At 29.2% G+C, this 26,448-nt stretch carries 25 protein-coding genes, 1 tRNA gene and 2 pseudogenes; 15 read left to right on the top strand and 13 right to left on the bottom strand.

The window, feature by feature from the left end; translation table 11 throughout:
• Positions 1-170 precede the first annotated feature (170 nt).
• Positions 171-356: a polymerase gene (locus ELQ12_RS04840; RefSeq protein ID WP_070242826.1), complete on the bottom strand. Its 186-nt coding sequence runs from the start codon at positions 354-356 to the stop codon at positions 171-173.
• A gap of 12 nt (positions 357-368) precedes the next feature.
• Positions 369-599 carry a hypothetical protein gene (locus ELQ12_RS04835; protein ID WP_052950071.1) on the bottom strand — a complete coding sequence of 77 codons (231 nt, stop codon included), beginning with the start codon at positions 597-599 and terminating at the stop codon, positions 369-371.
• Positions 600-828: 229 nt separating this feature from the next.
• On the opposite strand from ELQ12_RS04835, the gene ELQ12_RS04830 reads away from it, so the two are divergent.
• Positions 829-1,767 carry a tyrosine-type recombinase/integrase gene (locus ELQ12_RS04830; protein WP_126230386.1) on the top strand — a complete coding sequence of 313 codons (939 nt, stop codon included), beginning with the start codon at positions 829-831 and terminating at the stop codon, positions 1,765-1,767.
• A gap of 50 nt (positions 1,768-1,817) precedes the next feature.
• On the opposite strand, the gene ELQ12_RS04825 is transcribed toward ELQ12_RS04830, so the two are convergent.
• The 4 genes from ELQ12_RS04825 to ELQ12_RS04815 form a co-directional block, all read right to left on the bottom strand.
• On the bottom strand, positions 1,818-2,144 hold the full coding sequence (locus ELQ12_RS04825; RefSeq protein WP_243834125.1) for a hypothetical protein: 327 nt from the start codon (positions 2,142-2,144) through the stop codon (positions 1,818-1,820).
• A gap of 48 nt (positions 2,145-2,192) precedes the next feature.
• On the bottom strand, positions 2,193-2,873 hold the full coding sequence (locus tag ELQ12_RS10615) for a site-specific integrase (RefSeq protein ID WP_243834124.1): 681 nt from the start codon (positions 2,871-2,873) through the stop codon (positions 2,193-2,195).
• Positions 2,873-3,157 (bottom strand): hypothetical protein, encoded by a 285-nt coding sequence (locus tag ELQ12_RS10610; RefSeq protein ID WP_243834123.1) that lies wholly within the window; start codon positions 3,155-3,157, stop codon positions 2,873-2,875. The genes ELQ12_RS10615 and ELQ12_RS10610 overlap by 1 nt, the downstream gene beginning before the upstream one ends.
• 421 nt (positions 3,158-3,578) lie before the next feature.
• Positions 3,579-3,665, bottom strand: a tRNA-Leu gene (locus ELQ12_RS04815).
• A 180-nt stretch (positions 3,666-3,845) separates the two neighbouring features.
• Between ELQ12_RS04815 and flgL the strand changes: the two genes are divergently transcribed.
• Complete coding sequence (gene flgL, locus ELQ12_RS04810) at positions 3,846-6,095, top strand: flagellar hook-associated protein FlgL (protein ID WP_070300098.1); 2,250 nt, start codon at positions 3,846-3,848, stop codon at positions 6,093-6,095.
• A 107-nt stretch (positions 6,096-6,202) separates the two neighbouring features.
• Positions 6,203-9,043 (top strand): DNA translocase FtsK, encoded by a 2,841-nt coding sequence (locus ELQ12_RS04805; RefSeq protein ID WP_070261309.1) that lies wholly within the window; start codon positions 6,203-6,205, stop codon positions 9,041-9,043.
• Between the two features lie 85 nt (positions 9,044-9,128).
• On the opposite strand, the gene rpsO is transcribed toward ELQ12_RS04805, so the two are convergent.
• On the bottom strand, positions 9,129-9,401 hold the full coding sequence (rpsO, locus tag ELQ12_RS04800) for a 30S ribosomal protein S15 (protein WP_002852579.1): 273 nt from the start codon (positions 9,399-9,401) through the stop codon (positions 9,129-9,131).
• A 174-nt stretch (positions 9,402-9,575) separates the two neighbouring features.
• Between rpsO and ELQ12_RS04795 the strand changes: the two genes are divergently transcribed.
• From ELQ12_RS04795 to ELQ12_RS04775, 5 genes are read left to right on the top strand one after another with little or no spacing between them, the layout of a single operon-like run.
• Entirely contained in the window at positions 9,576-9,986 is a 411-nt protein-coding gene (locus ELQ12_RS04795; RefSeq protein WP_052950063.1) for an RrF2 family transcriptional regulator, read from the top strand.
• Positions 9,973-12,147, top strand: coding sequence for a flagellar biosynthesis protein FlhA (flhA, locus tag ELQ12_RS04790; protein WP_002852599.1), 2,175 nt, complete (start codon positions 9,973-9,975; stop codon positions 12,145-12,147). Before ELQ12_RS04795 ends, flhA begins: the two co-directional genes overlap by 14 nt.
• Before the next feature lie 8 nt (positions 12,148-12,155).
• On the top strand, positions 12,156-13,202 hold the full coding sequence (locus ELQ12_RS04785) for a DHH family phosphoesterase (protein WP_044779242.1): 1,047 nt from the start codon (positions 12,156-12,158) through the stop codon (positions 13,200-13,202).
• A complete protein-coding gene (locus tag ELQ12_RS04780; RefSeq protein WP_070242824.1) occupies positions 13,186-13,428 on the top strand; it encodes a hypothetical protein in 243 nt (80 codons plus the stop codon). The genes ELQ12_RS04785 and ELQ12_RS04780 overlap by 17 nt, the downstream gene beginning before the upstream one ends.
• Positions 13,425-14,057 carry a hypothetical protein gene (locus tag ELQ12_RS04775; RefSeq protein WP_002861507.1) on the top strand — a complete coding sequence of 211 codons (633 nt, stop codon included), beginning with the start codon at positions 13,425-13,427 and terminating at the stop codon, positions 14,055-14,057. Before ELQ12_RS04780 ends, ELQ12_RS04775 begins: the two co-directional genes overlap by 4 nt.
• Here ELQ12_RS04775 and ELQ12_RS10210 read toward each other — a convergent pair.
• Positions 14,035-14,185, bottom strand: a pseudogene (locus ELQ12_RS10210) (hypothetical protein). The gene ELQ12_RS04775 and the pseudogene ELQ12_RS10210 overlap by 23 nt on opposite strands.
• Before the next feature lie 201 nt (positions 14,186-14,386).
• Here ELQ12_RS10210 and ELQ12_RS04770 point away from each other — a divergent pair.
• Entirely contained in the window at positions 14,387-15,373 is a 987-nt protein-coding gene (locus tag ELQ12_RS04770) for a c-type cytochrome (RefSeq protein WP_044779283.1), read from the top strand.
• 34 nt (positions 15,374-15,407) lie between these two features.
• Here the strand turns inward: ELQ12_RS04770 and ELQ12_RS04765 are convergent, their stop codons facing one another.
• The 3 genes and pseudogenes from ELQ12_RS04765 to dsbI all read right to left on the bottom strand — a co-directional run bounded on the left by ELQ12_RS04765 (position 15,408) and on the right by dsbI (position 17,652).
• Positions 15,408-16,049 carry a thiol:disulfide interchange protein DsbA/DsbL gene (locus ELQ12_RS04765; protein ID WP_044779244.1) on the bottom strand — a complete coding sequence of 214 codons (642 nt, stop codon included), beginning with the start codon at positions 16,047-16,049 and terminating at the stop codon, positions 15,408-15,410.
• 87 nt (positions 16,050-16,136) lie between these two features.
• A pseudogene (locus ELQ12_RS04760) lies at positions 16,137-16,676 on the bottom strand (aryl-sulfate sulfotransferase); the annotation flags it as partial.
• 184 nt (positions 16,677-16,860) lie between these two features.
• A complete protein-coding gene (gene dsbI, locus ELQ12_RS04755) occupies positions 16,861-17,652 on the bottom strand; it encodes a protein-disulfide oxidoreductase DsbI (RefSeq protein ID WP_044779246.1) in 792 nt (263 codons plus the stop codon).
• 560 nt (positions 17,653-18,212) lie between these two features.
• On the opposite strand from dsbI, the gene ELQ12_RS04750 reads away from it, so the two are divergent.
• From ELQ12_RS04750 to ELQ12_RS04725, 6 genes are all read left to right on the top strand, one after another.
• Positions 18,213-19,277: a tyrosine-type recombinase/integrase gene (locus ELQ12_RS04750; RefSeq protein WP_070261308.1), complete on the top strand. Its 1,065-nt coding sequence runs from the start codon at positions 18,213-18,215 to the stop codon at positions 19,275-19,277.
• Positions 19,267-21,051: a bifunctional anthranilate synthase component I family protein/aminotransferase class IV gene (locus tag ELQ12_RS04745; protein ID WP_070261307.1), complete on the top strand. Its 1,785-nt coding sequence runs from the start codon at positions 19,267-19,269 to the stop codon at positions 21,049-21,051. Before ELQ12_RS04750 ends, ELQ12_RS04745 begins: the two co-directional genes overlap by 11 nt.
• Positions 21,048-21,614, top strand: a complete 567-nt coding sequence (locus ELQ12_RS04740; protein ID WP_052858673.1) for an aminodeoxychorismate/anthranilate synthase component II — start codon at positions 21,048-21,050, stop codon at positions 21,612-21,614. Before ELQ12_RS04745 ends, ELQ12_RS04740 begins: the two co-directional genes overlap by 4 nt.
• A gap of 126 nt (positions 21,615-21,740) precedes the next feature.
• Positions 21,741-22,169, top strand: a complete 429-nt coding sequence (fspA2, locus tag ELQ12_RS04735) for a flagellum-secreted nonflagellar protein FspA2 (protein WP_070261306.1) — start codon at positions 21,741-21,743, stop codon at positions 22,167-22,169.
• Positions 22,170-22,234: 65 nt separating this feature from the next.
• Positions 22,235-23,491: a UDP-N-acetylglucosamine 1-carboxyvinyltransferase gene (gene murA / locus ELQ12_RS04730; RefSeq protein WP_070261305.1), complete on the top strand. Its 1,257-nt coding sequence runs from the start codon at positions 22,235-22,237 to the stop codon at positions 23,489-23,491.
• On the top strand, positions 23,488-24,648 hold the full coding sequence (locus tag ELQ12_RS04725) for a molybdopterin molybdotransferase MoeA (protein WP_070252950.1): 1,161 nt from the start codon (positions 23,488-23,490) through the stop codon (positions 24,646-24,648). Before murA ends, ELQ12_RS04725 begins: the two co-directional genes overlap by 4 nt.
• A 21-nt stretch (positions 24,649-24,669) precedes the next feature.
• Here ELQ12_RS04725 and lepB read toward each other — a convergent pair whose 3' ends face one another.
• Both lepB and folD read right to left on the bottom strand, forming a co-directional pair.
• Complete coding sequence (lepB, locus tag ELQ12_RS04720) at positions 24,670-25,518, bottom strand: signal peptidase I (RefSeq protein WP_070242820.1); 849 nt, start codon at positions 25,516-25,518, stop codon at positions 24,670-24,672.
• Positions 25,519-25,527: 9 nt separating this feature from the next.
• The gene (gene folD / locus ELQ12_RS04715; protein ID WP_052858680.1) at positions 25,528-26,376 is read right to left on the bottom strand and encodes a bifunctional methylenetetrahydrofolate dehydrogenase/methenyltetrahydrofolate cyclohydrolase FolD; all 849 of its coding nucleotides are present in this window, start codon (positions 26,374-26,376) and stop codon (positions 25,528-25,530) included.
• Positions 26,377-26,448 lie beyond the last annotated feature (72 nt).

Raw genomic sequence — 26,448 nt, 5'->3', positions numbered from 1 at the left:
TACAAATGGCTATAAAAATTGAAATTAGCGGATTTGATAAGGATTTTTTACCTGTTTTTGAGAGTTTAGCTAAAAGCTTATCTCAAAAGCCTATTTTATCAATGTTTTTTCTTATTTTTTGAGCAAAAACTTACGCATACCCTTTTTTCATTTTTTGTTTCTTTAATCTCTCAAAAAATTTGTGCCTCATTAAAACTTGGAAATACATTATTTTTTCTTCCTGTACAACTTTTAAAACGCACATTTCCGTAAACTCTCTCAACCATATATTCCTCAAATAGAGTGGCAATAATTTCTATGCTATAATAGCGAATGTTTCCTTTCTCAGTTATTCTGTGCAACAAAACATTATTCATAAAAAAACCTAATTAAAAATTATTTATTTTATTCAAAAAATCATTTTTAAACATTTTTTCTATAGCAAGCTTAATCATTTGATTAATTTTCTCATTTTCTTTATTTGTATTAGAAATTTCATCTTTGTAAGTAGGAATCATCATTTCTATCATTTTTAATGTTTTTTCATCAAATAATACTCTTTTTGGAATTAATATTTCATTTTTTTGAATATTTTCATTATTTATTGCATTTTTTTCCATTTTTATCCTTTATTTGTTAAAATATATAAATTATACCATAATTTTAATAAAAAATTGTATAAATAGACAAATAATGCAAAAATATAAATATTTTTATGGTATAATTTAAAATATATAACATAATCTTATATCAAAATAAGCCTATTAAAATATATATTTTGATATTAACACAAGCAAATAAATATAACATAATTGCTCATTATGTTATAAAAAAAAGGATATAAATAAAATGAAACTTAAAAATACTACAATAAGCGAAGATTTAGAGCGTTGGATAGAAGCTTATTTGAAACATATTCAAGCATTATCCTATTCAAATAATACTTTTTTACTTTATAGGCGTATTTTACTAGAATTTGTAGAATATTCTTTAGATTATCAAGATGAAATGCAAATAAACGATATAAAAACGACTTTTTTAGTCAATTTTCTTAATTATTTAGAAAATAATTCAAAAAATGGCAATAAACTATCAAAAAAAACAAAAATGACTTATTTGAGAGTATTAACTAGCTTTTTTTCTTTTATAAGCGATAATAATGATGATTTGTTTGTTTTTTCCTTTGATATGAAGAAAATTAGATTTAGAACAGAAAAATCAGAAGAAAAATTAAATTATCTTAATGAAAATGAAATTATAAGGCTAAATAATGTTTTAGAGAAAGAAAAAGCAAAAAAAGAAGTTTATAATAGTTTTAGAAACTCTTTACTGATAAAACTTATGCTTTATGGAGGACTTAGAATTTCTGAAGCTTTAAATGTAAAACTTTGTGATTTTGAAGAGGTTGATGATGAAATATTAAAAATATCCATAATAGGCAAGGGCGGTAAAGAACAATTTGCATTTATTAAAAAAGAAAAAGTTGATGATGAGCTTGAATATTTTAAAGAAAATATCCAAGATAGTGATTACATAATGCAAACTAGCACAGGAAAACATTTAAATAGAAGTAATGCTTTTTTGATTGTAAATAATATTTACGCTAAAGCTTTGATCAGCAAAAAAGGACTTCATTTGCTTAGACACACTTTAGCCATGAGATTAACAGCTAAAGGAATAAACCTTGTGGTCATACAAAAAATTCTAAGACATGCAAATCTAAATACTACTACTATATATGCCAAAGCAACAAATGATACAGTAAAAGCTGCGTTATTGAATAATTAATTTTTCTAAAATTGAGTATTTGCATAGACTTCAAGAAGAAGTCTATGTGTTTAAAATTGTTCTAATAAAAGTTTAGGTTCTCCGCCAAGTATTTTGATGAAATTTGCAATTCTTGATTGTATCATTTCTACAGAATACATACCTCCTAAACCGCCTAAAGCATAAAATAATTCTTCGAAAATGTCTTCTTTGTTAAATTCAAGTTCTTCTATATCAATAAGATCAGGAGTTCGGCTACATTTTTGTAAATTTTGATATATTTTGACTAAAATCTTGATTTTTTGTAGATTACTTTCAGCCTCTAAATAAGAATTTAAGTGTATGATTAGGGTTTTTATGAGTTTTTCTCTATTTTCTTTATTTTCAAGAAAACTCAACCCCACCCCCCCCCGCCGCCATAAGCACTTCTTTTGTATTTTCGTTTTTCATATTATTCCTTTCAAATTGTCAACATAATCACTCCACCATTGCATTAAGAGCTTCCTATCGTTTAGCCTTAAACTTCTATTATAAGCAGCTTTAACATTATTTCTTTCACGATGATCTAAGCATAACTCTATAACTTCACTATCTTGCCCATGCAAATTTTTAAACTCATAAAGCAAGGTTGAAGCTGTTGTTCTAAAACCATGAAAAACCATTTCATCCCCAAAGCCTAATCTTTTGATGGCTTGATTTAATGTGTTTTCACTCATAGTTTTGGATTTGCTTATATCACTTGAAAAAACATATTTTGAATTGTGGAATGAAAAAGGTTTGATAAATTCAAACAACTTGATCACGCTTTCACTTAGTGGTACAATAAAATCTTCACCCCTTTTCATTTTATTTGCAGGTATAATTATCTTTAAATTTTTAAAATCTATTTCACTCCATTCTAAATTTCTGATATTAGCGCTTCGCAAAAACAAATATGGGCTGATTTGCAAGGCTACTTTTGTGAATATACTTCCATTATAATTTTCTATTGCTAATAGCAACTCTTTAAATCTTTCTTCTTTTGTGATAGCTCTAAGATTTTGTTTTTTAGGCGAGCCGTAAAGAGCTTTCATGTCTAAAATTAAAATATTGCTATTTTCTATATATTCTTTATTTATGGCATACATTAACATTTTTTTAAACCCAAGAAGACTCTTTTTATAGTTTCGAGTTTACCTTCTACATAAAGTTTATCAAGAATAAGAAGTATATCATTTTTGGCAAGTTCATTAATATGTTTGTCTTCGTATTTAGAAATAATATGAGTTTTTAATCTCTTCGATAAATTATAAGAAGTATTATTTTTATAAAAAACTTGACTCCATTCATTAAAAACTTCTTTTAGGGTTTTTGATTTTTGTATATCTTCTTTTTGAATTTGTTCTTTGGGATCAATTTTTTCAGCTAACATATTATTAAAAATATTTGCTTTTTCTCTTGCACTTGACAATGTAGTTGTTGGATATTTTCCTATTTTAATGCTTTGTATTTTTTTATTTAACCTATATCTAATTTAAAGAACCTTTTGCTTCGATATAGAGATTTTTGGTGTACACATCTTTAATGTATGTTCTTTTTTCTACGATTAAATTTTTAAGCTGTTTATCGTTGACAATAACCATTTTATAATATTCCTATGTTAAAAAGTATATGTTATTTTTGAATTTTAAAATTTAACATACACTATAACATATACTTTAAAAATTGTCAATCCTGATAATTTAAGATTATTTAAGATAATTTGAGATTATTTAAAGTATGATTTTATCATATCTTAATTGATAATTTTAGATTACTTAAGATTGCTTGGGATAATTTCAGAAAAGAAATAATGGTGCCCGAGGTCGGACTCGAACCGACACAAGGTTGCCCTTACCAGATTTTGAGTCTGGCGCGTCTACCAGTTTCACCACTCGGGCTCATTTTTAAGATTTAAAGCTAAAATTATACTTTTTTAGACTAAAAAATACTTTAAAAATAAAAAGTATTTTCAAAAAGACGATATAAAATTATGTAATTTAAATTTTTGGAACAGTTGTTGCTTTTGTTTATTAGCAATGTTTGAAAAGATTTTAACTTTAATACTTTAGAGGAAAAAAATGAGAATTACAAATAAACTTAACTTCACAAATAGTGTGAATAATTCTATGGGCGGTCAAAGTGCTTTATATCAGATATCTCAACAACTTGCTTCAGGTTTAAAAATACAAAATTCATATGAAGATGCAAGCATTTATATAGATAATACGCGTCTTGAATATGAAATTAAAACATTAGAACAAGTAAAACAAGCAACAAACAGTGCAAAAGAAATGACTCAAAACAGCATGAAAGCTTTGCAAGATATGGTAAAACTTCTTGAAGATTTTAAAGTTAAAGTAACTCAAGCTGCAAGTGATGGGAACTCTCAAACTTCAAGGGAGGCTATAGCAAAAGAATTAGAACGAATAAAAGAGAGTATAGTTCAGCTTGCAAATACTAGCGTTAATGGTCAGTATCTTTTTGCAGGTTCACAAGTTGCAAATAAACCTTTTGATTCCAATGGTAATTATTATGGAGATAAAAATAATATCAATGTAGTAACTGGAGCTGGAACTGAAAGTCCTTATAATATACCTGGATGGGATTTATTTTTCAAAGCAGATGGAGACTATAAAAAACAAATTACTACTAATATCAGTTTTACAGATAATCGTTATACAGATAAAGATAAACAAGAATATTTAAACGGAGATTCTGCTTGGAAGCAGCTTATCGGGCAAAATTATGTAAAAGATGGAAAATTAGATCCGGATATAGATTTTGAAGATAAAGACCGAAAACTTAATTTTCCACCTTCAACACTCTATGTTCAAGGAACAAAACCAGATGGAACAAGCTTTAAAAGTGCAGTTTTAGTAAAACCAGATGATAAAATAGAAGATGTATTAGAGCAAATTGGCGCACTTTATGGCAACACTGCTAATAATAAAGTTGTAGAAGTAAGCATCAATAATAGTGGTCAAATTCAAATCACAGATTTAAAACAAGGCAATAATAAATTAGACTTTCATGCCGTAGCCTATACTCCACAAATGGACAAAACAGAAAGTTTCAAAGCAATGGAAAAATTTGTTAAGGATAATGATCTTAACATGGATAATGTTACCAATGCTGTTATGCAAGAGGCTATGAAAAATGGTGATATTACCAATCCAACTAGTCCAGTTACTATTAAGTTAACAGGAAAAGATGGAAAAGAGCAAGAGTTTACCTTTAGTTTAGCTCAAACTGATTTTATTAAAAGCAATATGACTGATTCAGCTGGCAACAAAGCCAATGGTGCAGATTATGATAATGTTTATTTTGAAAAAGATGGAAATACTGTTTATGGTAATGTTTCTCAAGTTATTAAAGGAAGTAATGCTTATGCAACTGATTCAACCAAACTTAGCGAGGTAATGGCAGGAAATAGTCTAAATGGTACTACTTTAAATTTAAAAGTCAATTCCAAAGGTGGAAATTCTTACGATGTTACTATAAATTTACAAACTTCAACTGTAAGCTATCCTGATCCTAATAATCTAGGTCAAACCATAAGTTTTCCTATAACCCATACTGATCCTGCAACTGGAAATAGTGGAGTTGTTACAGGATCAAATGATATTACTTATGGTCAAATCAATGATATTATAGGTATGTTTGCCGCAGATAAAATTCCAACCCAAAGCATAACAGCTACAAATGGAAAAGTTGATGCAAATGGTTATAATAGTTTACAACAACTCATGAAAGATTCTCAAGCTACTGTTGATGTAAGCATGGATTATAAAGGTCGCATTAGCGTTACCGATAAGCTATCCTCAGGAACCAACATAGGAATTTCTTTAAGTGATTCTCAAAGTGGACATTTTCCGCAACCACCTTATACCACAACTGCGCAAGTAGAGAATGGTCCAAATTTTAGTTTTAGTGCCAATAATGCTTTAGTTATAGATGAACCAAATGTTGATCTTATAAAAGATTTAGATACTATGATAGATGCGGTTTTAAGTGGTAATATGAGAGCCGATGGAAATTCGGCCGATCCAAGAAATACCGGAATGCAAGGAGCTTTAGAAAGACTCGATCATTTAGCAGATCATATCAGCAAGCTTAATACAACCATGGGAGCTTATCATAATACTATAGATGGTGTCAATACTCGAGTAAATTTCTTAAGCGTAAATGTGCAAAGCATTAAGTCAAATGTTATTGATGTAGATTATGGTGAAGCTATGATGAATTTAATGCAAGTTCAACTTGCATATCAAGCTTCTCTTAAGGCTAGTACAACAATTTCTCAACTTAGCTTATTAAATTATATGTAAAAATTTATGGTATAATTTGGCTTTGATTTTATTTTTAAGGAAAGAATATTAAAAAAGAAGCCATTTTTACCAGCTCTACACTTGTTATTTTTTATATTTGTCTTTGTATGCTAGCACCTAGCATGGGAGAATGGGTTTACAAGGCTAATTTATTTTTATTTGGAGAATTTGGGTATTATTATCCATTTTTTTTACTTGTGTTAAATTATCTTTACTATAGAAAAAATTATAAAATAGAAAATTTTAAGCGTAGAGAGCTTTTTGGTTTTTCTTTGGCCTTTTTTTCTACTTTGCTTTTATTTTCTGTCTTTTATAGAGAGTTTGGGTATATTTTAGAAATTGTATATGGATTTTTTTCTATAATCTTAGGACATACAGGGAGTGGAATTTTTGCTCTTTTACTTTTGCTATTTTCTTTGATCTTATTGTTTCCGAAATTTGCAAAAGAAATTTTAAAAATAGAATTAGATTTTACTTTTTTATTAAAAGTAGAGCAAGCTTTTAAATCTTTACTTATGCGTGTATTTGGCGGAGAAAATGAGAAAGAAGATGTAGGTAAATCAGAACCTATGGCTCCAAAATTAAATATTTTGCAAGATAGTATTTATGAGAATTTACAAATAAATAAAAAAGAAAAAACCAATAACTTAGAACAGATAATCAAAGATTGCAATATCAATGCAAGTAAAAATTCAATTACCACAGCTAAGGAAAACTTTGAAAAACTAAAAAATCAAATTTTAGATGAAACCATAGAGATTGATACACAAAGCTTAAAAGAATCAAGAAGTTTTGTTTATGAGCATTCTCAACAAGTGCGAAATTTCGCACAAAAGGCTAGCAAAATGAGCATTAGTCTTGATGAAGATTTTAATTTTATTTCAGAAGAAGAGGTAGATATGATTCCTGAACGTTTTTTAAAACCTAAAAAACTTGAAGATATAAAGCAAATAGATACAAATAAAAATTTAGATGAGCCAAGTTATAAGCGTAAAAATATTGAAATTCCAGTTTCTAAACAGGAAGTTAAACCAAAAATTTTCACAAAAGAGCTTGAACTTAGAGAGAATTTGATAAAAAAAGAAAAACTAGAACAAGAATACAAAGCCTATCAAAATGAAATTTTAGAAAATAAAGTAAAACAAGAAATTAAAAAATTAGAAGAATATGATGCGATAAATTCAAGCGATATTATAGAAGGGAATAAATACAGTTTTAATAACTCAAAGACAATCAAAACAGAAACAGAAGAATCAAACAAAATAAATGAAAATAAAAATCCAGTTAAAGCAGATAATATCTTTGAATTTACTCCCATTGTAGAAGAGTTAAATCATCCTTATATAGAACCTACTCCTATAAAAAATATAAATGAAATAGTTATAGAAGAAAAAAATACACTCGATTTTATCCAAAATACAGAAATTAAACTCGATAATAAAAAAACAAATGAACAAGAAATTAAACTTCAAAAAGCAGTTTTAGCCAAAGAAATTGCTATTAACCAAGCTTTATTGCGTGAAATAGAGCAGGGCGAAGTAGAAAAACCAAAAGATTTCACCTTGCCACCATTAGATTTTTTAGCTAATCCAAAAGAGCATAGACAAGAAATCAATGAAAGTGAAATAGATAAAAAAATTTATAATCTTCTTGAAAAGTTGCGTCGTTTTAAAATAGGTGGCGATGTTATAAGCACTTATGTTGGTCCTGTGGTAACTACTTTTGAATTTCGTCCTAGCGCAGATGTGAAAGTAAGTCGTATTTTAAATTTACAAGATGATTTAACTATGGCTTTAATGGCAAAATCAATCCGTATTCAAGCTCCAATACCAGGAAAAGATGTTGTAGGCATAGAAGTCCCAAATGATGAAATTCAAACTATTTATCTAAGAGAAATTTTACAAAGCGAAGTTTTTAAAAATGCTAAAAGTCCTTTAACTATAGCTTTGGGCAAAGATATAGTAGGCAATGCTTTTGTAACCGATCTTAAAAAACTTCCGCATTTACTCATCGCAGGAACTACAGGTAGCGGTAAAAGTGTGGGGATAAATTCTATGCTTTTAAGTCTTTTGTATCGTAACTCTCCTAAAACCTTGCGTTTGATGATGATAGATCCTAAGATGCTTGAATTTAGCATTTATAATGATATTCCTCATCTTTTAACTCCTGTTATCACAGATCCAAAAAAAGCGGTCAATGCGCTTTCAAATATGGTGGCTGAAATGGAAAGACGCTATCGTTTAATGGCAGATGCAAAAACCAAAAATATAGAAAATTACAATGAAAAAATGAAAGAATTAGGTAGCGAAGAACTCCCTTTTATTGTAGTAATTATTGATGAACTTGCCGATTTGATGATGACTGCGGGTAAAGATGTAGAATTTTATATAGGAAGACTTGCACAAATGGCAAGAGCAAGTGGAATTCACTTGATTGTAGCTACACAACGACCTTCTGTTGATGTTGTAACAGGGCTGATCAAAGCGAATTTGCCAAGTAGAATTTCTTATAAAGTAGGGCAAAAAATTGACTCTAAAGTTATTTTAGATGCTATGGGTGCTGAGAGTTTACTTGGAAGAGGGGATTGTTTATTTACTCCTCCTGGAACAAGCTCTATAGTGCGTTTGCATGCGCCTTTTGCAAGCGAATTTGAAATAGAAAAAATCGTGGATTTTCTAAAGGATCAACAAAGCGTAGAATATGATGAAAGCTTTTTAAAAGATCAGCAAAGCGCTGGTGTTACAACAAATGAAAGCTTTGATGGGGAAGTAGATGAGCTTTATGAAGAAGCTAAAAGAGTAATCTTAGAAGATGGAAAAACAAGCATCTCTTATCTACAACGCCGTTTAAAAATCGGCTATAACCGCTCTGCAAATATTATTGAACAACTTACGCAAAACGGGATTTTAAGCGAACCTGATGCCAAAGGACAAAGGGAAATCTTGTAAGATTTTTCTTGTATTTTTGATATATAAAACTGATTACAAAAGAAGAAATTTAAAAAGCAAAAGCCCAGTAAAAAGGGCTTAAAAATTATTTATCTCTAAGATTTAATTCGGTAATTAACTTACTATAAGAATTATAATCTTTTCTTTTAAGATAAGATAAAAGTCTTTTTCTTTGACCTACAAGTTTTAGAAGTCCTAGTCTTGATGAAAAGTCTTTTTTGTAGATTTTTAAATGTTCTGTAAGTTCTGCAATTCTTGCAGTTAAAAGAGCTACTTGAACTTCTGTTGAACCAGTATCACCTGGTTTTTTAGCGAATTTCGCAACTATTTCTGCTTTTTTGGCCGAATCCAAAGCCATGATAGACCTCCTGATTGGTAAAATAATAAAATTAAAGAACTGTAATTTTATCTTAAAAAGCAAAAAATAAACTGAATTTATCCTTTTTAGAAGGTTTTGTCAAAATTTAAGTCTTTTTCTAAGAATTATTTATTATAATTACAGCTATTTCTATAGTTATAATAAGGAGAATCTGTGCTATTTACCAAAGCTAGCGAATACGCTTTACTTTCTTTAATTTATATTTCTCAAAAAGAAACACCTCAAGATGTAGATTCTTTAGCTTTAGAGCTTGATATTCCCAAAAGTTTTTTAGCTAAAATTTTACAAACTTTAGCTAAAGATGGTTTGTTAAAATCCTTTAAAGGGGCAAAAGGTGGTTTTGTTTTAATCAAAGAACCAAATCAATATACTATAAAAGAAATTGTTAATAGTGCTGAAAAAAAGGATATCAGTGTATTTGAATGCAGTGGTGGTACTTGTCCAAATAATAAAGAAAAAAATTGCACCTTAATGCCTATGTTAGTAAATTTACAAAATAAAGTAGATGAATTTTTAGATTCTATTACTTTAGAAGATATTATGAAAAATAATGGCAAAAAATAAAATAGTCGATTTAGTTTTTCCTTTTTTGGGGCCTTTAATTGCTCCTGTTTTAAAAGCTAAAAGCTTAACTATTGTTGGTTTTTTAGTTTGTATTTTAGCTATTATCATAGTTCCTTTACCAAGTCCTATTTTGGACTTTTTCTTAGCTTTAAGTATAGCTTTATCAGTATTAATTATTTTAATTTCTATTTATATACCTAAACCGACAGATTTAACAACTTTTCCAACTTTAATCTTGATTATTACTTTATTTAGACTTTCTTTAAATATAGCTACTACAAGGATGATTTTAAGCGAAGGGCAAAACGGCCCTGAAGCTGTGAGTGAGATTATAGCAGCATTTGGAGAATTTGTTGTTGGTGGAAATATGGTCATTGGTGTGATTGTATTTTGTATCTTAGTATTAATTAATTTCATGGTTGTAACAAAAGGTAGTACAAGGGTTTCTGAAGTACAAGCAAGATTTACACTTGATGCAATGCCGGGTAAACAAATGGCTATTGACGCGGATTTAAATGCGGGACTTATCGATGAACAAACCGCTAGAGCAAGACGTCAAGAAGTTATTGCTGAGGCAAACTTCTATGGTGCAATGGATGGTTCTTCTAAATTTATCAAAGGAGATGCTGTTGCAGGAATTATCATAACTATTATAAATATCATAGGTGGTTTTTTAATAGGATCTTTTCAGCACGATATGGCTTTAAGTGATGCTGCATCTACCTATACTATTTTAACCATAGGTGATGGACTTGTATCGCAAATTCCAGGGCTTATTACTTCTACTGCAACCGCTATAATTATCACTCGTGCAAGCAAAGATGAGGAAAATTTTGCAGAAGGAACTTTAACTCAACTTTTAAGTGAATATCGCACGCTTTTAATAGTAGGTTTTGTACTTTTTATCTTTGCGTTAGTGCCTGGTTTGCCAACTTTATCCTTGGGCTTTATGGCTTTAGTTTTTTTAAGTCTTGGCTATCTTACCAAGCAGGTTAAGGAAGGTAAAATTGATATAACCACAGTTAAAAAAAGCAAACCAAGTGCTGCAGCTGCATCTCAAAGTGGAGCAGGTGGGACAACGGCAGCGCCTGCTAAGAAAAGCGAAGAAGAAATTCTCAAAGAAGAAGAGCACAAGATTAACGACATACTCAAAGTTGAAATTTTAGAACTTGAACTTGGATACGGACTTATTAAGCTTGCTGAAAACGAACTTACAGAAAGAATTCGCTCAATGAGAAGAAGCATTGCTGAAAGTTTAGGATTTTTAATGCCAAAAATAAGAATAAGAGATAATTTAAGACTTAAACCAAATGAGTATAGTTTTAAACTCAAGGGCGTGTCTATAGCAAGTGCTGAAATTTATCCGGATAAATATTTAGCCATGGATAGTGGTTTTATCACGGAAGAGATAGAAGGGATTGCTACAAAAGAACCCGCTTTTAACTCTGATGCACTTTGGATTGATGCGAATTTAAAAGATGAAGCAACATTAAATGGCTATATAGTAATAGATCCTGCAAGTGTTATTTCAACACATATGAGCGAACTTATCAAAGCACACGCAAGCGAACTTCTTACACGCCAAGAGGTGCAAAATCTTCTTGATAAGGTTAAAAATGATTACCCAATCATCGTAGAAGGCGCTTTAGGTGTTGCACCTGTAAGTCTTATTCAAAAAATTCTCAAAGACTTGCTTAAGCATCATATACCAATTAAAGATATGCTTACTATTTTAGAATCTGTAAGCGATATAGCAGAAGTAAGCAAGAGTTTTGATATGATTATTGAACATGTAAGAGCGTCTTTAGCTAGGATGATTACAAATATGTATTTAGATGATAAAGGAAATTTGGATATTTTTATCTTAGACTCTGCTAGCTCTGCAGTGTTAATGGAAAATGTACAATTTAGAGATGGAAGTTATCACTTGCCTTTAAGCGTAGCTCAAACAGGCACTTTAGTAGATACTCTAAGGGCTGAAGTTGCCGCAGTAGCAAATGGTCGTATCAAGCCTTTTATACTTTGCGTTGAACCGCAACTTAGAAAATTTATTGCTGATATTTGTTATAATTTTAGCATTAATATAGTAGTGTTAAGTTTTGCAGAAATTGCAGAAAATACAAATTTTAATACCGAGGGTATTATTAGGATAGAACTTTAAGGAATATAATGAAAATTTATCATCTTTCACACACAGATCTTGATGGTTATGCTTGTCAATTTGTAGTAAATTTTTATTTTAAAAATGTGAAATTTTATAATTCTAATTATGGTAAAGAAATTAATGAAAATTTTAACTCTATTATAGGCGATATAGAAAAAGATGAAAATTTCGGAAAAGCTATTATTCTAATAACAGATTTAAATTTAAATTTAAATCAATGCGAAGAATTTGATAAAATTTGTAAAGAGAAAAATATTAAAATTTTTCTTCTTGATCATCATCAGAGTGGCGAAGAATGTGCTCAAAAATATTCTTGGTATTTACTTGATTCTAAAAGATGTGCAACTAAAATCGTTTATGATTTTTTCTCTAAAATCTGCACCCCAGTTTTAAAACTTTCAAAATTTGTTGATGTAGTTAATGCTGTTGATATTTGGCTAAGCGAGGATGAAAATTTTGAACTTGGAAAGGTTTTTTTAGGCTTGATTGCCAATGCAAAAGAAATAAATCGCGTGATGTTTAAAGAATCGCAAATTGATTATATGTTTTTCTTGCTTGATAAGGCTTGGAAATTTATAGGAAAAGAAAATGCGAATATTTTACTCGATAATGCTACTCATTTTATAAAAAAGGATTATTTTGCCAGAAAAAATGATGATACTCTTTCTAATTTAATTTCTTATTTTGTAGTTGAAAAACTAAGTGAGCTAAAAGAAAATTTCAGTATAGAATATGAAGGCCATAAAGGCATCTTAACTTCAAATATAGGCAATACTTCTGTTATTGGAAATGATTTTTTAGTAAAAAATCCTGATTATGACTTTTTTATTGATGTTAGTTCTAGAAAAACCTTAAGTTTTCGTGCAAATGGAAAAATAGATGTAAGTTTAATGGCTAAAAATTTAGTAGGTGGTGGTGGACATAAAAATGCTAGTGGTGGACTTTTTGCGACATTTAAAGATGGAGCAAATTATAATCATATTAAGGCTCAAATTATTGATTTAATTAAAAGCAAAGAACTTAAAAAGGAAAACAATGAATCAAAACAATAATAAAACCTTAAAAAATGAACTAGAAGATTTACAATATGAACTTAACATAGTTTTAGAAGCTATGCTTTTATACGCTGGAGTTAAAAGAGAAAAATTAGAAAATGCAATAGAAGCTTATATCGATAATATAGATAATGTGCTCGAAAATTCGAACAAAGAAGGGGTTGATGAAATTTTAGAAGTCGTGGAATTTCTAAAAAATAAATACAAAGATTTTTTTCAATGAAAAAGTGTATTTTATTTTTTTTTAGTTTATATTCTTTAAGTTTTGCTAATATTTACGAAAAATTAAATGATTTTGCTTATGAAAAAAAACCGAACAAAGATTTTAAGATTCAAGAAGTTAAATTAGTACAATTTTCACAAGAAAATAAAGATTGCCTTGAGCTTTTAATAGAAGCTGGTCAAGTTAGAATTTTAAATAGCTATAACTCTTGTCAAAAATTATCTAAAGATAAAAGTTTTCAAAAATTTCTTAATGAAGATTTTTTAAAACTTTATAAAAATAATGGATACTTGATTAATGAAAATTTACAAAATTTGAAAAATACCATGCAAGATATTATGATATATTATAAACTCCGATATTCTTTTAGTAAAGACGTAAAAGATATGAGTAAAGATAAGAATTTGGATGTTTTAAATATAGATGAAAAAGATGGTGGTACTTTGCTTTATAAAATCAACAATCAAGCTTGCGTTGGAATAGAACTTACAAGACATGACTCAAGAATGGCTATGAAAATATACGGAATAGAAAATTTGGATAAAGAGTGCAAACTATTTATCCAATCGCCTTCTTTTAAAGATCTTTCTTACACAAAAAAAGATTTTAAGTGGTATTATTTAGAATAAACAAATGCTTTAATTTTTAAATAAAAATTTTTAAAAATCGCACTTAAAGTAAAAGTATCTTGCCTTCCAAGATTTTGAAAAACGCAGTTATCTAAGTCTTTTTTTTCTTGAATGCTTAAATTTTTCATTAAACCAACCTCTAAAAATATTGCAAACTTCAATTTTATCAAAAAAACTTTATTTTTATTTTAAAGTTTTAATTATAAGGCAAATAAATATTGTTTTAAGAATTTGAAGTTTTTTATTGAAATATTATTAACTTTTATTGACTTTTTTGAAGCAAAGTTATATACTGAATTCGAATTAGACAAATTTAAGGAGGAAAAATGATGAATAAATTTTCTATAGTTTTAACTTTGTTGTTATGTGGAAGTTGTGCTTTAGCCTTAGATCCAAATTTGGAAAAAACTAAGAGTGCAACAGGTATTGATCTACCTACTGCCAAATGGAATTTACCTAAGGCTTTAAATGAAGATGGTACCATAGATGAAACTAAAATGCCAAAAAATTCAGAATATAGCAAAATGGTTATTTTGGGAAATAAAATTCTTAATGAAACAAGCAAATATGTAGGTCCACAGGCCAAAGATCCTAAAAAAAGATTTGCGGGAAATAATCTTTCCTGTTCAAGTTGCCATGCTAATGGTGGAAGTGTACAAAATCAATCAGGTTTTGTAGGAATTTGGGCAAGATTTCCACAATATAATGCCAGAGGAGATAAAGTAATTACCTTAGCAGATAGGATCAATGGCTGTTTTGAACGCTCTATGAATGGCAAAAGAATGCCTAGTGATGCGCCTGAAATGAAAGCCATGCTAACTTATATGCAATGGTTATCTCAAGGAGTTCCAGTAGGAGCTAAGATAGAAGGGCAGGGGCTTAAGAAGATAGATTTCATCTCGAGAGCAGCTGATCCTAAAAAAGGTAAAGCAATTTATATGGATAAATGTGCCGTTTGTCATCAAGAAAATGGATTAGGGCTTAAAAATGAGGATAGTGCAGGCGCGTATTATCTTTATCCACCACTTTGGGGCAATGATAGCTATAATACAGGAGCTGGAATGTATCGTCTTATCAAAGCTGCTTCTTATATTAAAGAAAATATGCCTCAAGGTGCGCCTGACTTAAGTCTTGAAGATGCTTATGATGTAGCAGCTTACATGAATTCACAAGCTCGTCCTATTAAAGCAAATAGAGATAAAGACTTTCCAGATAGAAAGGTTAAGCCTTTAGATATGGATGTAGGACCTTATGATGATAGCTTTTCTACAACCCAACATCGCTATGGACCTTATACAAATATGATCAAAAAATAATTTTAAGGCAATTTTTATTGCCTTAAAAAATTTATTATTTCATATTGCTTAATTTTTTAACTAGATCTTCTAAATCTTGCATCGAATTGATTGCACTTGGGTTAATTTGATATTTTCCATTAACAACAAAAGCAGGGGTGCCATAGGTTTTAGCTATATCATTAGCTCTTTGAAACTCGCTTAAAATTTCTTTAGCTTTTGGGGTATTTAAAAAATTTAATACTTCATTTTTATTTACATTCATAGCCTTTAAACCTATGTCGTAAAATTCATCTAAATTCGAAAAATTTCTTTGCTTGTTTAAAAAATAAGAAACAAAATAAACATCAGCAAGTTTATGAGATAAACTATCAGAATAACTCGCGTCTTTACCATTTTGCTCATCTTTGTATTGAGCAAAGGCAAAAAGATCATTCATTTCTTTGGAAAAATCTCCATTCATTAAACTTACAGGATAGAGTTTAAAATGTAAATTTGGAAAAGCTTCTCTTAGTTTTTCAAGGGTTCCAAATTTATGATGATTATAACAATGTATACATTTATAAGAAAATGCTTCTATTACACTATTTTCGGAGTTGGGTAAATTTGGATTAAGAGTAATAAAACTATTATTTGCTAACGCAAAACTTGAGCAAAATACAAGCGCTAAAACAAATTTGCAAAAAAAATTACGCATACTATATCCTTGATTAAATAAAATTTTCAAAGATAATTTTATTTAAAAAAAATAAATAAGCCCAAATTTATTTTTGGGCTTATTGTTTTATTTTTTAGGATTGAATGCTTGATCAACACTAAAAGGCATTGCTTGATAACCCGTGCCTGAACCGCTAAATTGAATTTGAACCGAAGGTTCCTTAGCGCCCCAGTTAAATTCATCAATTTCAGGTTTTGGTTCCCCAAGACTTACACCTTTGCTAAGATCAAAAGCCATTCCAGCTGTTGCGCTATAAACCATAATAGAATCTTTATCTGGTTCATATTGAGTTAAAGAAGTTACAGGAGAAAACCATTCATTTCCACGATTTTTACCATATTCCCAAATTTGTTCCACGGTTTTATTTTGCTGATCGATTTTATAAATTACAGCACGAGAATATTTTTGACTTGCAAATGCAGGTTGTTCAGCTCCTCTTGCATCACCATTATCAAAAACACTTATATAGATATAACGCTTGTTTGATTTACTATCAATTCTCCAGCCTGTATACTGTGTCCAAGTGAAATCAAATCCACCATTTTCATTTTCATAACCTGGGCATTTGCTATAATCATCATCGCAAACAATTTTTTTGCCATTTTTTTATCTACAGGCTACAAATAACCATTATCCATGATAATAACAGTCAAAGGAGCAATCCATTAAAAGTGCCATGCAAAGAGTTTTGCTAAGTCTCATGATAAATCCTTTAAAATTATTTAAGCCATCCTAAAATAGCTTAATAAAATTTTTAATAATACGCAACAAAAATAATTTGTTGCGTATTTTAAGAGCATCTTAAAACGACTTGATTTAAATGATTTAAACTAGCTATATTTTGATTTGAATTTTTTGGTTCGCCTATAAATTTAAGTACCAAAACCAAAATAACAATCGCCAATGCAAAAATTTTAGCATTAGGTTTATTTTTATCTAAAACATAGGCTATAAACATTGTAAAAAGCACAATAAAGCAACATAAAAATGCTATAAGACAGGAAATTGCCATATTCATAAACTTTAAACTAGGTATCAAATACCAACCATTACTATAAAGCCCATTTTCAAAATCAGGTGGAGTTCCTATAAAAAATTTTTGAAAAGTATTAAGATGATTATAAGCATTCTCTGGAACTACGGGGGTATCCATCCCACATTCTCCTGCTGGCAAAAACCAACTAGGAGCCCATTCATGTAAAGGTAAATTAAATGGATAAATAGGAATTTCACGACATCCATCTACACCTGCAAAAGGATTTTCAGAATGAACCACTTCATGGATATGATTTAAAGTTAGACAATGCTCCAAGCCAAGCCAAATTCCATAAAAAGCTAAGCTATAAGAAAAAATTTTTATAATATTATTTGTAGGATTGATTAGTGCAACCATACCACCTATAGCCATAACAAGCATATCGAATCTTATATACACACATTGTTCGCAAGGTTCCATAAAAAGATATTCTTGAAATAAAAAATGTGCTATACAGGTAAGTCCTATAGTAACTATGATCAAAATCAACCAAGGTTTACGTGTATCTTGCCATTTGGAAATATTAATTACAAAATTATTTCTCATTAGTCTTTTGCCTATTTCATAAGTATTAAATTTCTAAAGCAAATTTTAACCAAAAAAATATTAATCAAGAATAGGGGATTAAAAAATTGAATGCACAAGTTATCATTTTTATATATATTTTGATAATAATATAAAATAATTTAATTTTTAAATATTCTTTATAGTTTTCAATAAAAGTAAAATATAATTTTAATTTACAAAATAAAATTATCAATTTTTTACATTATATTTTGTGGATAAATTTATTTCACTCAAAAGGTAAAATCATAAAAGTATGTAAAAATAGTAGCTTAATCTATATCAAAGTAGAATAATCTAGGTATATATAAAAAAGTTTGAAAATTATAGTTTTCAATACAAAATTATAAATTTTACATATTTTTACCTTTTATCATATCTTTTTATGATTGATATAAGATTTATTTAATAAAAATATTTCAATCTTTTTGCCTTGTATATAAAAACAAACTTTTTCCTAAAAAAGCTTTTTTTTACTAAGTTAATACTAAAATACCTTTTATAGTTAAAAAGCTAAAATTTTAGATTTAGGAAAAGTTTTTATGAAATACCCTTTAGATTGTGAAGAAAATTTTGAAAAATCATTCTTATTTTGGCTAGCAAAATATGTAAAATTTAAACTCAACTCACTATCCAATAAAGAATTAAAAAATCCACAAGCTTTAGCAGAAGTTAATTTTGCTCTTACAAAAGGTGTAAAAAACATTGAAGAACTTGACGCTCTAGCAAAAAAAGCAAGAAATGCTGGTTTAAGTGGAGTTAATACTTATTTTAATCCTTTAAAAAAAGTATTTGAATATTTAAATTTTTACAAGCTTTACTCTTTAAAACAGATTGATGAAGAACTCATTGTAGAAGTTTTAGCAAGTATAACAGGTGCTTTATCAGATGCAAGTAAAAAAAATTACCGTATTGCTGTGATTAATTTTTTTGATTTTTTAGGCAAGCAAAACGAAGAAGATGAAAAAGCACATATTTTCGATATCAATCTTAAAAATTGGGCAAGTATAGCAGGTTCTAAAGGGGTAAAATTACCCGAATTTATGAGCGAAGAGGAGCTTAAAAAATTTCTTGATGCTATTGAAAATGCAGATTTTAAAAACAATACCATACGCAATAAACTTATTATTAAAATCATCATTTTTACAGGCATACGGGTAAGCGAAGCTATCAATATCAAAATGGGTGATATTAGTGAAGAAAACGATCTTTATATCATAAGAATAAGAGCTAAAGGCAATAAATATCGCGTTGTAATGATAAAAAAAGAACTTATTTACGATTTGCTTAAAAATGTAAGTATTAATTATATGAGTAAAGACGCCCTACTTTTTGTCAATAAAAAAGGCACTCCACTGACTCAATCTTATGTCAGTCGCATAGTAGAACAGCTTTTATTTCGTGCAGGAATTCGCAAGCAAAAAAATGGTGCTCATATGTTGCGTCATACTTTTGCCACCCTGCTTTATAAAAAGCAAAAAGATTTAGTTTTAGTCCAAGAAGCTTTAGGACATGCGAGTTTAAATACCTCAAGAATTTATACTCATTTTGATAATGATAAATTAAAACTTGCCGCACAGGTTGCAAAGGAATTAAGTGACTCTTGAAGACTACGCTGTTTTTGGTAAATATTTTTACCATGATTTAAAACACACTTTAAAAGCCTTTAACCACAAAGAAAGTAAAAAATGCTTTAAATTTATAGAAAAATATAAAAATGATTTTTATATTTTAATGCTTGCTGATTATGAGCTATATAGATATTTTCAAGATAAAAATTTCACAAGCAAAAAAGCTTATTTGTCGGTATTTGCTTTTAAAAAAAGAAAAAAATTTCAAAAAGAATATATTGATGAAGAAAAATTTATTCCTGAATTTATAAATTTTTTAGATCAAGATAATTACAAAGAAAATTTCATCAAGGTTAAAGAGGCAATCTCCAAAGGAAGAGTTTATCAAATCAACCTCACTCAAAATTTTAAATTTCATAGCAAAATGGATTCTTTCGAACTTTTTAAACTTTTGCTTTCTAGACAAGATACCGAATTTAAAACTTTTATAAAAGATGGAGCAAGAGAAATTTTGTCCTTCTCTCCTGAACTTTTCTTCAAAACCAAAAAAAGAAAAATATTTACAAAACCTATGAAAGGCACAATTAAGCGTGATAAAGATCCTATAAAAGATGAAGAAAATAAAATTTTCTTGCAAAATGATACAAAAAATCTAAGTGAAAATGTTATGATTTGTGATCTTTTGCGTAATGATCTTTCAAAAATCATCACAAAAAAAAGCTTAAAAACCAAACTTTTTGAAATTCAAAGCCACCCTACTTTACATCAAATGACTTCAAGCGTACAAGGAAAACTTAAAAAAAATATTTCTTTATATCAAATTTTTAAAGCTCTCTTTCCTTGCGGTTCTATTACAGGTGCTCCAAAGCTTGAAAGTATTAAATTTATTAAAGAATTAGAACAAAGAGAGCGTGGTATTTACTGCGGAACCATAGGTTTAATACACAAAAATAAAAATAAATTTAGCGTAGCCATACGCACCTTAGAAAAACAAGATGAAATTTATACTTATAGCACGGGTAGTGGCTTGGTTTGGGACTCAAATTTCAAAGATGAATTTGAAGAATTAAAACTTAAAAGCGCGATCTTAAATCCTTGTGATTTTCATCTTTTTGAAACCATGTATTTTAAAAATTCTCAAATTTTATTTTTAAAAGAGCATTTATTAAGGCTTATAAATTCAGCTCTTAAATTTAATTTTAATACTCACAAGCTCTTTAAAGATTTTTATAATATTTTAAATCAAAAAAGTTCTTATAAAGAATATCAAAATTTTACACTTTTTAAACTCGATGAAAAAATTTTTCACAAAAAACACTCTTTATTTTATCATTTTCCCCTACCCTTTAAAAATCCACATAAAGAAGGAATTTTAAAACTGATTTTATATAAAGACGGAAGATACGAATTCCAACAAAGCGCCTTAAAACAAAATTCAAACGATATTTTGCTTTTAAGTGATGATAAAATCAACTCAAAAAGTGACAATCTCTATCACAAAAGCTCTTTACGTACTTTTTATAATCAACACTCATACAAATGGCATCAAAACTTGTGTTACGACATAGCTTTTTTTAACGAAAAAGATGAACTTTGTGAAGGCTCAAGAACCAATCTCATCTTAGAAAAAAACGCTCAGTTTTATACTCCACAAATTCAAAGCGGTATGTTAAATGGAGTATATAGAAATTTCTTAATCAATCTTGGTTTGATAAAAGAAAAAACATTATTTAAGCAAGATTTATTTGAAGCAGAAAATATTTATTGTATTAATTCCGTGCGCGGTTTAAAAAAGGTAAAATTACAATGAAGAAAATTTTATTTATAGATAATTATGATTCTTTTAGTTACACCATCATTTATTATCTTAAAGAGCTTGGTTTTGAATGTAAAGTGATAAAAAATGACGCCTTTAAAAAAGCTAAAGAATTAGAAAAATTTGATTTTACTCATCTTATTATCTCTCCTGGCCCTCATTCTCCTAAGGAATCTAAATTAAGCCTAAAAGCAATCAAATATTTTAAAAAAAATAAAAAAATTTTAGGTATATGTTTAGGACATCAGTGTATAGCTGAAATTTTTGGCGGTAGTGTTTCTAAAATGGAAAATCCTACGCATGGTAAAATTTCTAAACTTTATTTTAAAAAAGATCCTATTTTTAAGGGTATTAAAAAAGAAATTGAAATTTGCTTATATCATTCTTTGTATATCAGTTCTATGCCTAAAAAATGCAAAATTTTAGCTCATAATTCAGAAAATATTATTATGGCAATTAAACATAAAAAATATCCTATTTATGGATTGCAATTTCACCCTGAAGCAGTTTTAACACAAAAAGGCAAAAAAATACTTAAAAATTTTATGAAACTTTAAACTTTTTTGCATTTAAAATATAAATATGAAAATCTAAAATAAAATATCCTTAAAATAATTATCATTAATATAAATTTATAAATAAAAAAACCGATAACAATATAAATTAATTTAAAAAGATTTAAGATGAAAATAGATACTTTGACAAAAAATTTTAGCAATTATCAAACACAAACAAACAAAAACAATAATTTGGTAAGTAATGTTCATAGTGACAATGTGGTTAAAATTCAAATTTCAGATGAAGCAAGAAGTTTAAGTCAAACAAATTCAAAAAATGAAAAAGAATATGAAATCAAAGTAAGTCAAGAAAAAATAGAAAACCACAAAGACCAAAATTCCATTCAAGGTAGCAAAGGTGGCGTAAATCCCGCATTAGAGGCTTTAATAGCAAAATTAGCTGAAATTTTAGCTAAAATTGCAGAACTTACTCAAAAAATGACAAACGCTAACGAACAAATGAAAACAACATTTCAAGAACAAATTGATGTGCTAAAATCTCAAGCAGATGTAATTCAAGCTCAAATTCAAGAACTCCAAAGCCAACAAGCTTGATTATATTTTTTCAAAAGTTTAAGAATGTTATAATGATGCATTTTTAAACTTTTTCAAGGAAAAATATGACTTATCTAGAAATCGAAGGCACAAATCATCTAAGCGGAAATGTTACAATAAGCGGAGCAAAAAATGCCGCCCTACCCTTGATTGTTTCAAGCATACTTGCCAAAAATGAAGTAAAAATCAACAATGTTCCTAATGTTGCTGATATAAAAACTCTTATATCTTTGCTAGAAAATTTAGGAGCTAAGGTTAATTTTCAAAACAATAGTGCTTTTTTAAACACAAACACTCTTAATCAAACCATAGCCAAATATGACATTGTGCGTAAAATGCGTGCTTCCATACTTACTCTAGGGCCTTTACTTGCTCGTTTTGGACATTGTGAAGTATCTTTACCTGGAGGATGCGCTATAGGACAAAGACCTATTGATTTACATCTTTTAGCCTTGGAAAAAATGGGGGCAAATATACAAATCAAACAAGGCTATGTCGTAGCTAGTGGAAATTTAAAAGGTAATGAAATTCTTTTTGATAAAATCACGGTTACAGGTAGTGAAAACATCATCATGGCAGCAGCTTTAGCTAAAGGTAAATCCAAGCTCTTAAATGTTGCAAAAGAACCCGAAGTAGTTCAACTTTGCGAAGTTTTAAAAGACGCAGGACTTGAAATCAAAGGCATAGGTACAGATGAGCTTGAAATTTATGGTAGCGATGGGGAACTTTTAGAATTTAAAGAATTTAGCGTTATACCTGATAGAATTGAAGCAGGAACTTATCTTTGTGCAGGGGCTATTACAAATTCTAAAATTACTTTAGATAAAGTTAACGCCACTCATCTTAGTGCAGTTTTAGCAAAACTTCATCAAATGGGTTTTGAAACTTTGATTGCAGAAGATAGTATCACCCTACTTCCTGCTAAAGAAATTAAACCTGTAGAAATCATGACAAGTGAATATCCAGGCTTTCCAACCGATATGCAAGCGCAGTTTATGGCATTAGCCTTAAAAGCTAATGGAACTAGTATTATTGATGAAAGACTATTTGAAAATCGTTTCATGCATGTAAGTGAACTTTTAAGAATGGGCGCGGATATTAAACTCAATGGTCATATTGCTACTATAGTAGGCGGAAAAGAACTTAACGCTGCTGATGTCATGGCTACAGATTTGCGTGCTTCCTCAGCCCTTATCTTAGCGGCTCTTGTAGCCAAAGGCGCAAGCAAAGTCCATAGAATTTACCATCTTGATAGGGGTTATGAAAATTTGGAAGAAAAATTTAAAGGTTTAGGTGTAAAAATCACAAGGCTTGAAGAATGAAAAATATCTTTGAAACCTTAAAAGACTTAGAAGATCAAATTTCATGCTTAGATGAAAGTGAGCTTATTAGCCTTGAAAAAGCAAAAGATAGAATTTTAGCTAAAGATTTATACGCTAGAAAAAATCTACCCAGTTTTGACAATGCTGCTCTTGATGGCTATGCTTTTAATTATGCTGATATCAATGAGGCTTTGGAGATTAAAGGGACTATTTTTGCAGGAGATAAAAATTTTTATACAGTTGCTAAAAATGAATGCTATAAAATCATGACAGGGGCTAAAATGCCCAAAAATGCTGATACTATCTTAATGTTAGAAGATGAGTATATAGAAGAAAATAAACTCATCATTAAAAAAGCCCCTAAACAATACAATGCCTATCGCTATAAAGGCGAAGAATTAAAAAAAGGTGAAATTTTACTTCAAAAAGGCACCAAACTTAATGATAAACATATCGCCCTGCTTGCTTCTCAAGGGCTTTATAAAATAGAAGTCATAAGAAAAATTCGCATAGGTATTTTTTCAAGTGGAAATGAACTTAAAGAACCTTGGCAAGAATGCGATGAAGAAAGTATTTATAATGCCAATGCTTTGCCTTTACTAACCATGCTTCAAAATGCTTCTTATTTAGGTATTATCAAAGATAATTTTAAAAGCACTAAAGAGGCTTTAGAAAATACAAATTTTGATCTTTTAATCACTTCAGGAGGTGCAAGCGTTGGCGAGGCTGATTTTATGGAAAAAGCTTTAGATGAATTAGGCTTTACTCCGCTTTTTAAAGGACTAAAAGCACGCCCTGCAAGGCCTACTAAGCTTTATCAAAAGGGTAAAAATTTCGTATTGATTTTACCAGGAAATCCTATGGCAGCTTATCTTTCTTGTTTTATTTTTGCTAAAAAAATCATTGATTTATTAAGTGGAAACCTAGATAATCCTTTAACATTTTACGCCAAAATGGGTATGGATTTAAAGCTTAAAAGTGGAAGAAATAATCTCATCTTAGGAAATTTAGAAAAAGATATTTTTACACCATTTAATGAAAATAAATTTGGATCTGGTATGATACTTCCACTTATTAAAAGTGAGTTTTTACTTATAAGCGAAGAAAATACAAGTGAATTAAAAAAAGGTGATGAAATCACGCTTTTAAAAATATAATGTTTGTGTTTTTCACAAACATTAGCTTAATTTATCCTCATCATCATGATCATGGATATATTGTTCATCATTTTCCAAGGTGTCAACAAAACGCCCTATCCTTTCCCAGCGAACATTTTTATCTTTATCCCAAGAGAAATATACAAACCAAGGTTTACCTACTATCAACCTATAAGGAACAGAACCCCAAAAACGACTATCATAAGAATAATCGCGATTATCACCCATCATAAAATACTCATTTTCAGGTACATCAAAAACATAAGCATTTCCGCCGCTAAAACCTATATGATTTCCAAGTTCTTTAATATAAGTTGGAGACATAGCAAAATCACCTATGCTAAGAAAGCGCAAGATATCACTTTCTATATCTTTTTTTGGATCATAATGAATGCCTTTTTGTTTATAAGGTTCTTTTACATAAATTTGCCCTCCAAGAGTAACAAGATCATTTGGATAATGTTCTTTCATAAAATCATCACCTTCATGCATTCTTACATAAAGTGTTTTATTTGCATAAACTATCCTATCTCCTCCTGTACCTACACAACGCTTTACAAAGTGTTCTTTTTCATTTCTAGGATTTCTAAAAACAACTATATCTCCTCTTTGTGGCCCTTGTGCTTTTATCAAATGTCCATTTTTATTAAAATCTGGCAAAACAGGAATTTCCAACCAAGGAATATGAGGAGTTGGGATACCATAGCTAAATTTTTTAACAAATAAAAAATCCCCTACCAATAAGGTGTTTTTCATAGAACCAGAAGGAATAACAAAAGCTTGTATAAAGAAAAAAATCACCAAAAGAACAATAACTACAGTTCCAGTCCAAGACTGCGAAAATTTATATAATCTCTTTAAAATTTCCATAGATTTTCCCTAATTAAGTCTATTTTTAGCAGATTTAACTGTGTTTTCTAAAAGCATGGCTATAGTCATAGGACCTACTCCACCTGGAACAGGAGTTATATAACTAGATTTTTTAGATACTTCTTCAAAATCTACATCTCCTGCTATCTTTCCACTTTCAAGACGATTGATTCCAACATCAATAACAATCACTCCTTCTTTTACCATATCCGATCGAAGTAAATTCACACAACCTGCTGCTACTATAATCAAATCAGCCTGTCTAGTATAAAAGCTCAAATCTTTGGTTTTGATATGACAAACGCTTACTGTAGCTCCAGCATTTAAAAGCATAGTAGCCATAGGACGACCTACTATATTTGAAGCACCTATAATAACAGCGTCTTTTCCTTCTAAATCAATTTCATAAGCCCGTAAAAGCTTCATAACTCCAAGTGGAGTACAAGGCAAAAACCCAGTTTCTAAGCCTAAATTTAAATATCCTACATTAATAGGATGAAAACCATCAACATCTTTACTGCTTATAATGCTTTCAAGTATTAAATCTTTACAAATATGATCAGGCAAAGGAAGCTGAACCAAAATTCCATGAACACTATCATCGTGATTTAAGGTATTAATCAATGCCAAAAGTTCATTTTGCGTAGTATTTTCATTAAGATGATAAACTAAAGATTTAATTCCACATTCTTCGCAGGCTTTAGCCTTAGATTTTACATAAGTTTGACTTGCAGGATTATCTCCAACCAAGATAACAGCTAAACAGCTTTCAATCCCTTTGCTTTTCAAAAATTGATTTTTTTCTTTTAATTCTTCTTTAATTTTTGCGCTCAAAGCTTTACCATCAAGCAAAGTCATTATTTTCCTTCTATAAATTTAATCACTTTTTTAAAGTAAAAATTGTATCATATTAAAACTTCATTAACAAGG

The sequence above is a fragment of the Campylobacter sp. US25a genome (assembly GCF_004379075.1).
Taxonomy (GTDB): Bacteria; Campylobacterota; Campylobacteria; order Campylobacterales; family Campylobacteraceae; genus Campylobacter_D; species Campylobacter_D jejuni.
This window is presented reverse-complemented; position numbering and strand designations above follow the sequence as displayed.

Coding starts and splice junctions, on each gene's coding strand:
- ELQ12_RS04840 (WP_070242826.1), bottom strand. CDS start 356: ATGAATAATGTTTTGTTGCACAGAATAACTGAGAAAGGAAACATTCGC.
- ELQ12_RS04835 (WP_052950071.1), bottom strand. CDS start 599: ATGGAAAAAAATGCAATAAATAATGAAAATATTCAAAAAAATGAAATA.
- ELQ12_RS04830 (WP_126230386.1), top strand. CDS start 829: ATGAAACTTAAAAATACTACAATAAGCGAAGATTTAGAGCGTTGGATA.
- ELQ12_RS10615 (WP_243834124.1), bottom strand. CDS start 2,873: ATGTATGCCATAAATAAAGAATATATAGAAAATAGCAATATTTTAATT.
- ELQ12_RS10610 (WP_243834123.1), bottom strand. CDS start 3,157: ATGTTAGCTGAAAAAATTGATCCCAAAGAACAAATTCAAAAAGAAGAT.
- flgL (WP_070300098.1), top strand. CDS start 3,846: ATGAGAATTACAAATAAACTTAACTTCACAAATAGTGTGAATAATTCT.
- ELQ12_RS04805 (WP_070261309.1), top strand. CDS start 6,203: ATGCTAGCACCTAGCATGGGAGAATGGGTTTACAAGGCTAATTTATTT.
- rpsO (WP_002852579.1), bottom strand. CDS start 9,401: ATGGCTTTGGATTCGGCCAAAAAAGCAGAAATAGTTGCGAAATTCGCT.
- flhA (WP_002852599.1), top strand. CDS start 9,973: ATGGCAAAAAATAAAATAGTCGATTTAGTTTTTCCTTTTTTGGGGCCT.
- ELQ12_RS04785 (WP_044779242.1), top strand. CDS start 12,156: ATGAAAATTTATCATCTTTCACACACAGATCTTGATGGTTATGCTTGT.
- ELQ12_RS04780 (WP_070242824.1), top strand. CDS start 13,186: ATGAATCAAAACAATAATAAAACCTTAAAAAATGAACTAGAAGATTTA.
- ELQ12_RS04775 (WP_002861507.1), top strand. CDS start 13,425: ATGAAAAAGTGTATTTTATTTTTTTTTAGTTTATATTCTTTAAGTTTT.
- ELQ12_RS04770 (WP_044779283.1), top strand. CDS start 14,387: ATGAATAAATTTTCTATAGTTTTAACTTTGTTGTTATGTGGAAGTTGT.
- ELQ12_RS04765 (WP_044779244.1), bottom strand. CDS start 16,049: ATGCGTAATTTTTTTTGCAAATTTGTTTTAGCGCTTGTATTTTGCTCA.
- dsbI (WP_044779246.1), bottom strand. CDS start 17,652: ATGAGAAATAATTTTGTAATTAATATTTCCAAATGGCAAGATACACGT.
- ELQ12_RS04750 (WP_070261308.1), top strand. CDS start 18,213: ATGAAATACCCTTTAGATTGTGAAGAAAATTTTGAAAAATCATTCTTA.
- ELQ12_RS04740 (WP_052858673.1), top strand. CDS start 21,048: ATGAAGAAAATTTTATTTATAGATAATTATGATTCTTTTAGTTACACC.
- fspA2 (WP_070261306.1), top strand. CDS start 21,741: ATGAAAATAGATACTTTGACAAAAAATTTTAGCAATTATCAAACACAA.
- murA (WP_070261305.1), top strand. CDS start 22,235: ATGACTTATCTAGAAATCGAAGGCACAAATCATCTAAGCGGAAATGTT.
- ELQ12_RS04725 (WP_070252950.1), top strand. CDS start 23,488: ATGAAAAATATCTTTGAAACCTTAAAAGACTTAGAAGATCAAATTTCA.
- lepB (WP_070242820.1), bottom strand. CDS start 25,518: ATGGAAATTTTAAAGAGATTATATAAATTTTCGCAGTCTTGGACTGGA.
- folD (WP_052858680.1), bottom strand. CDS start 26,376: ATGACTTTGCTTGATGGTAAAGCTTTGAGCGCAAAAATTAAAGAAGAA.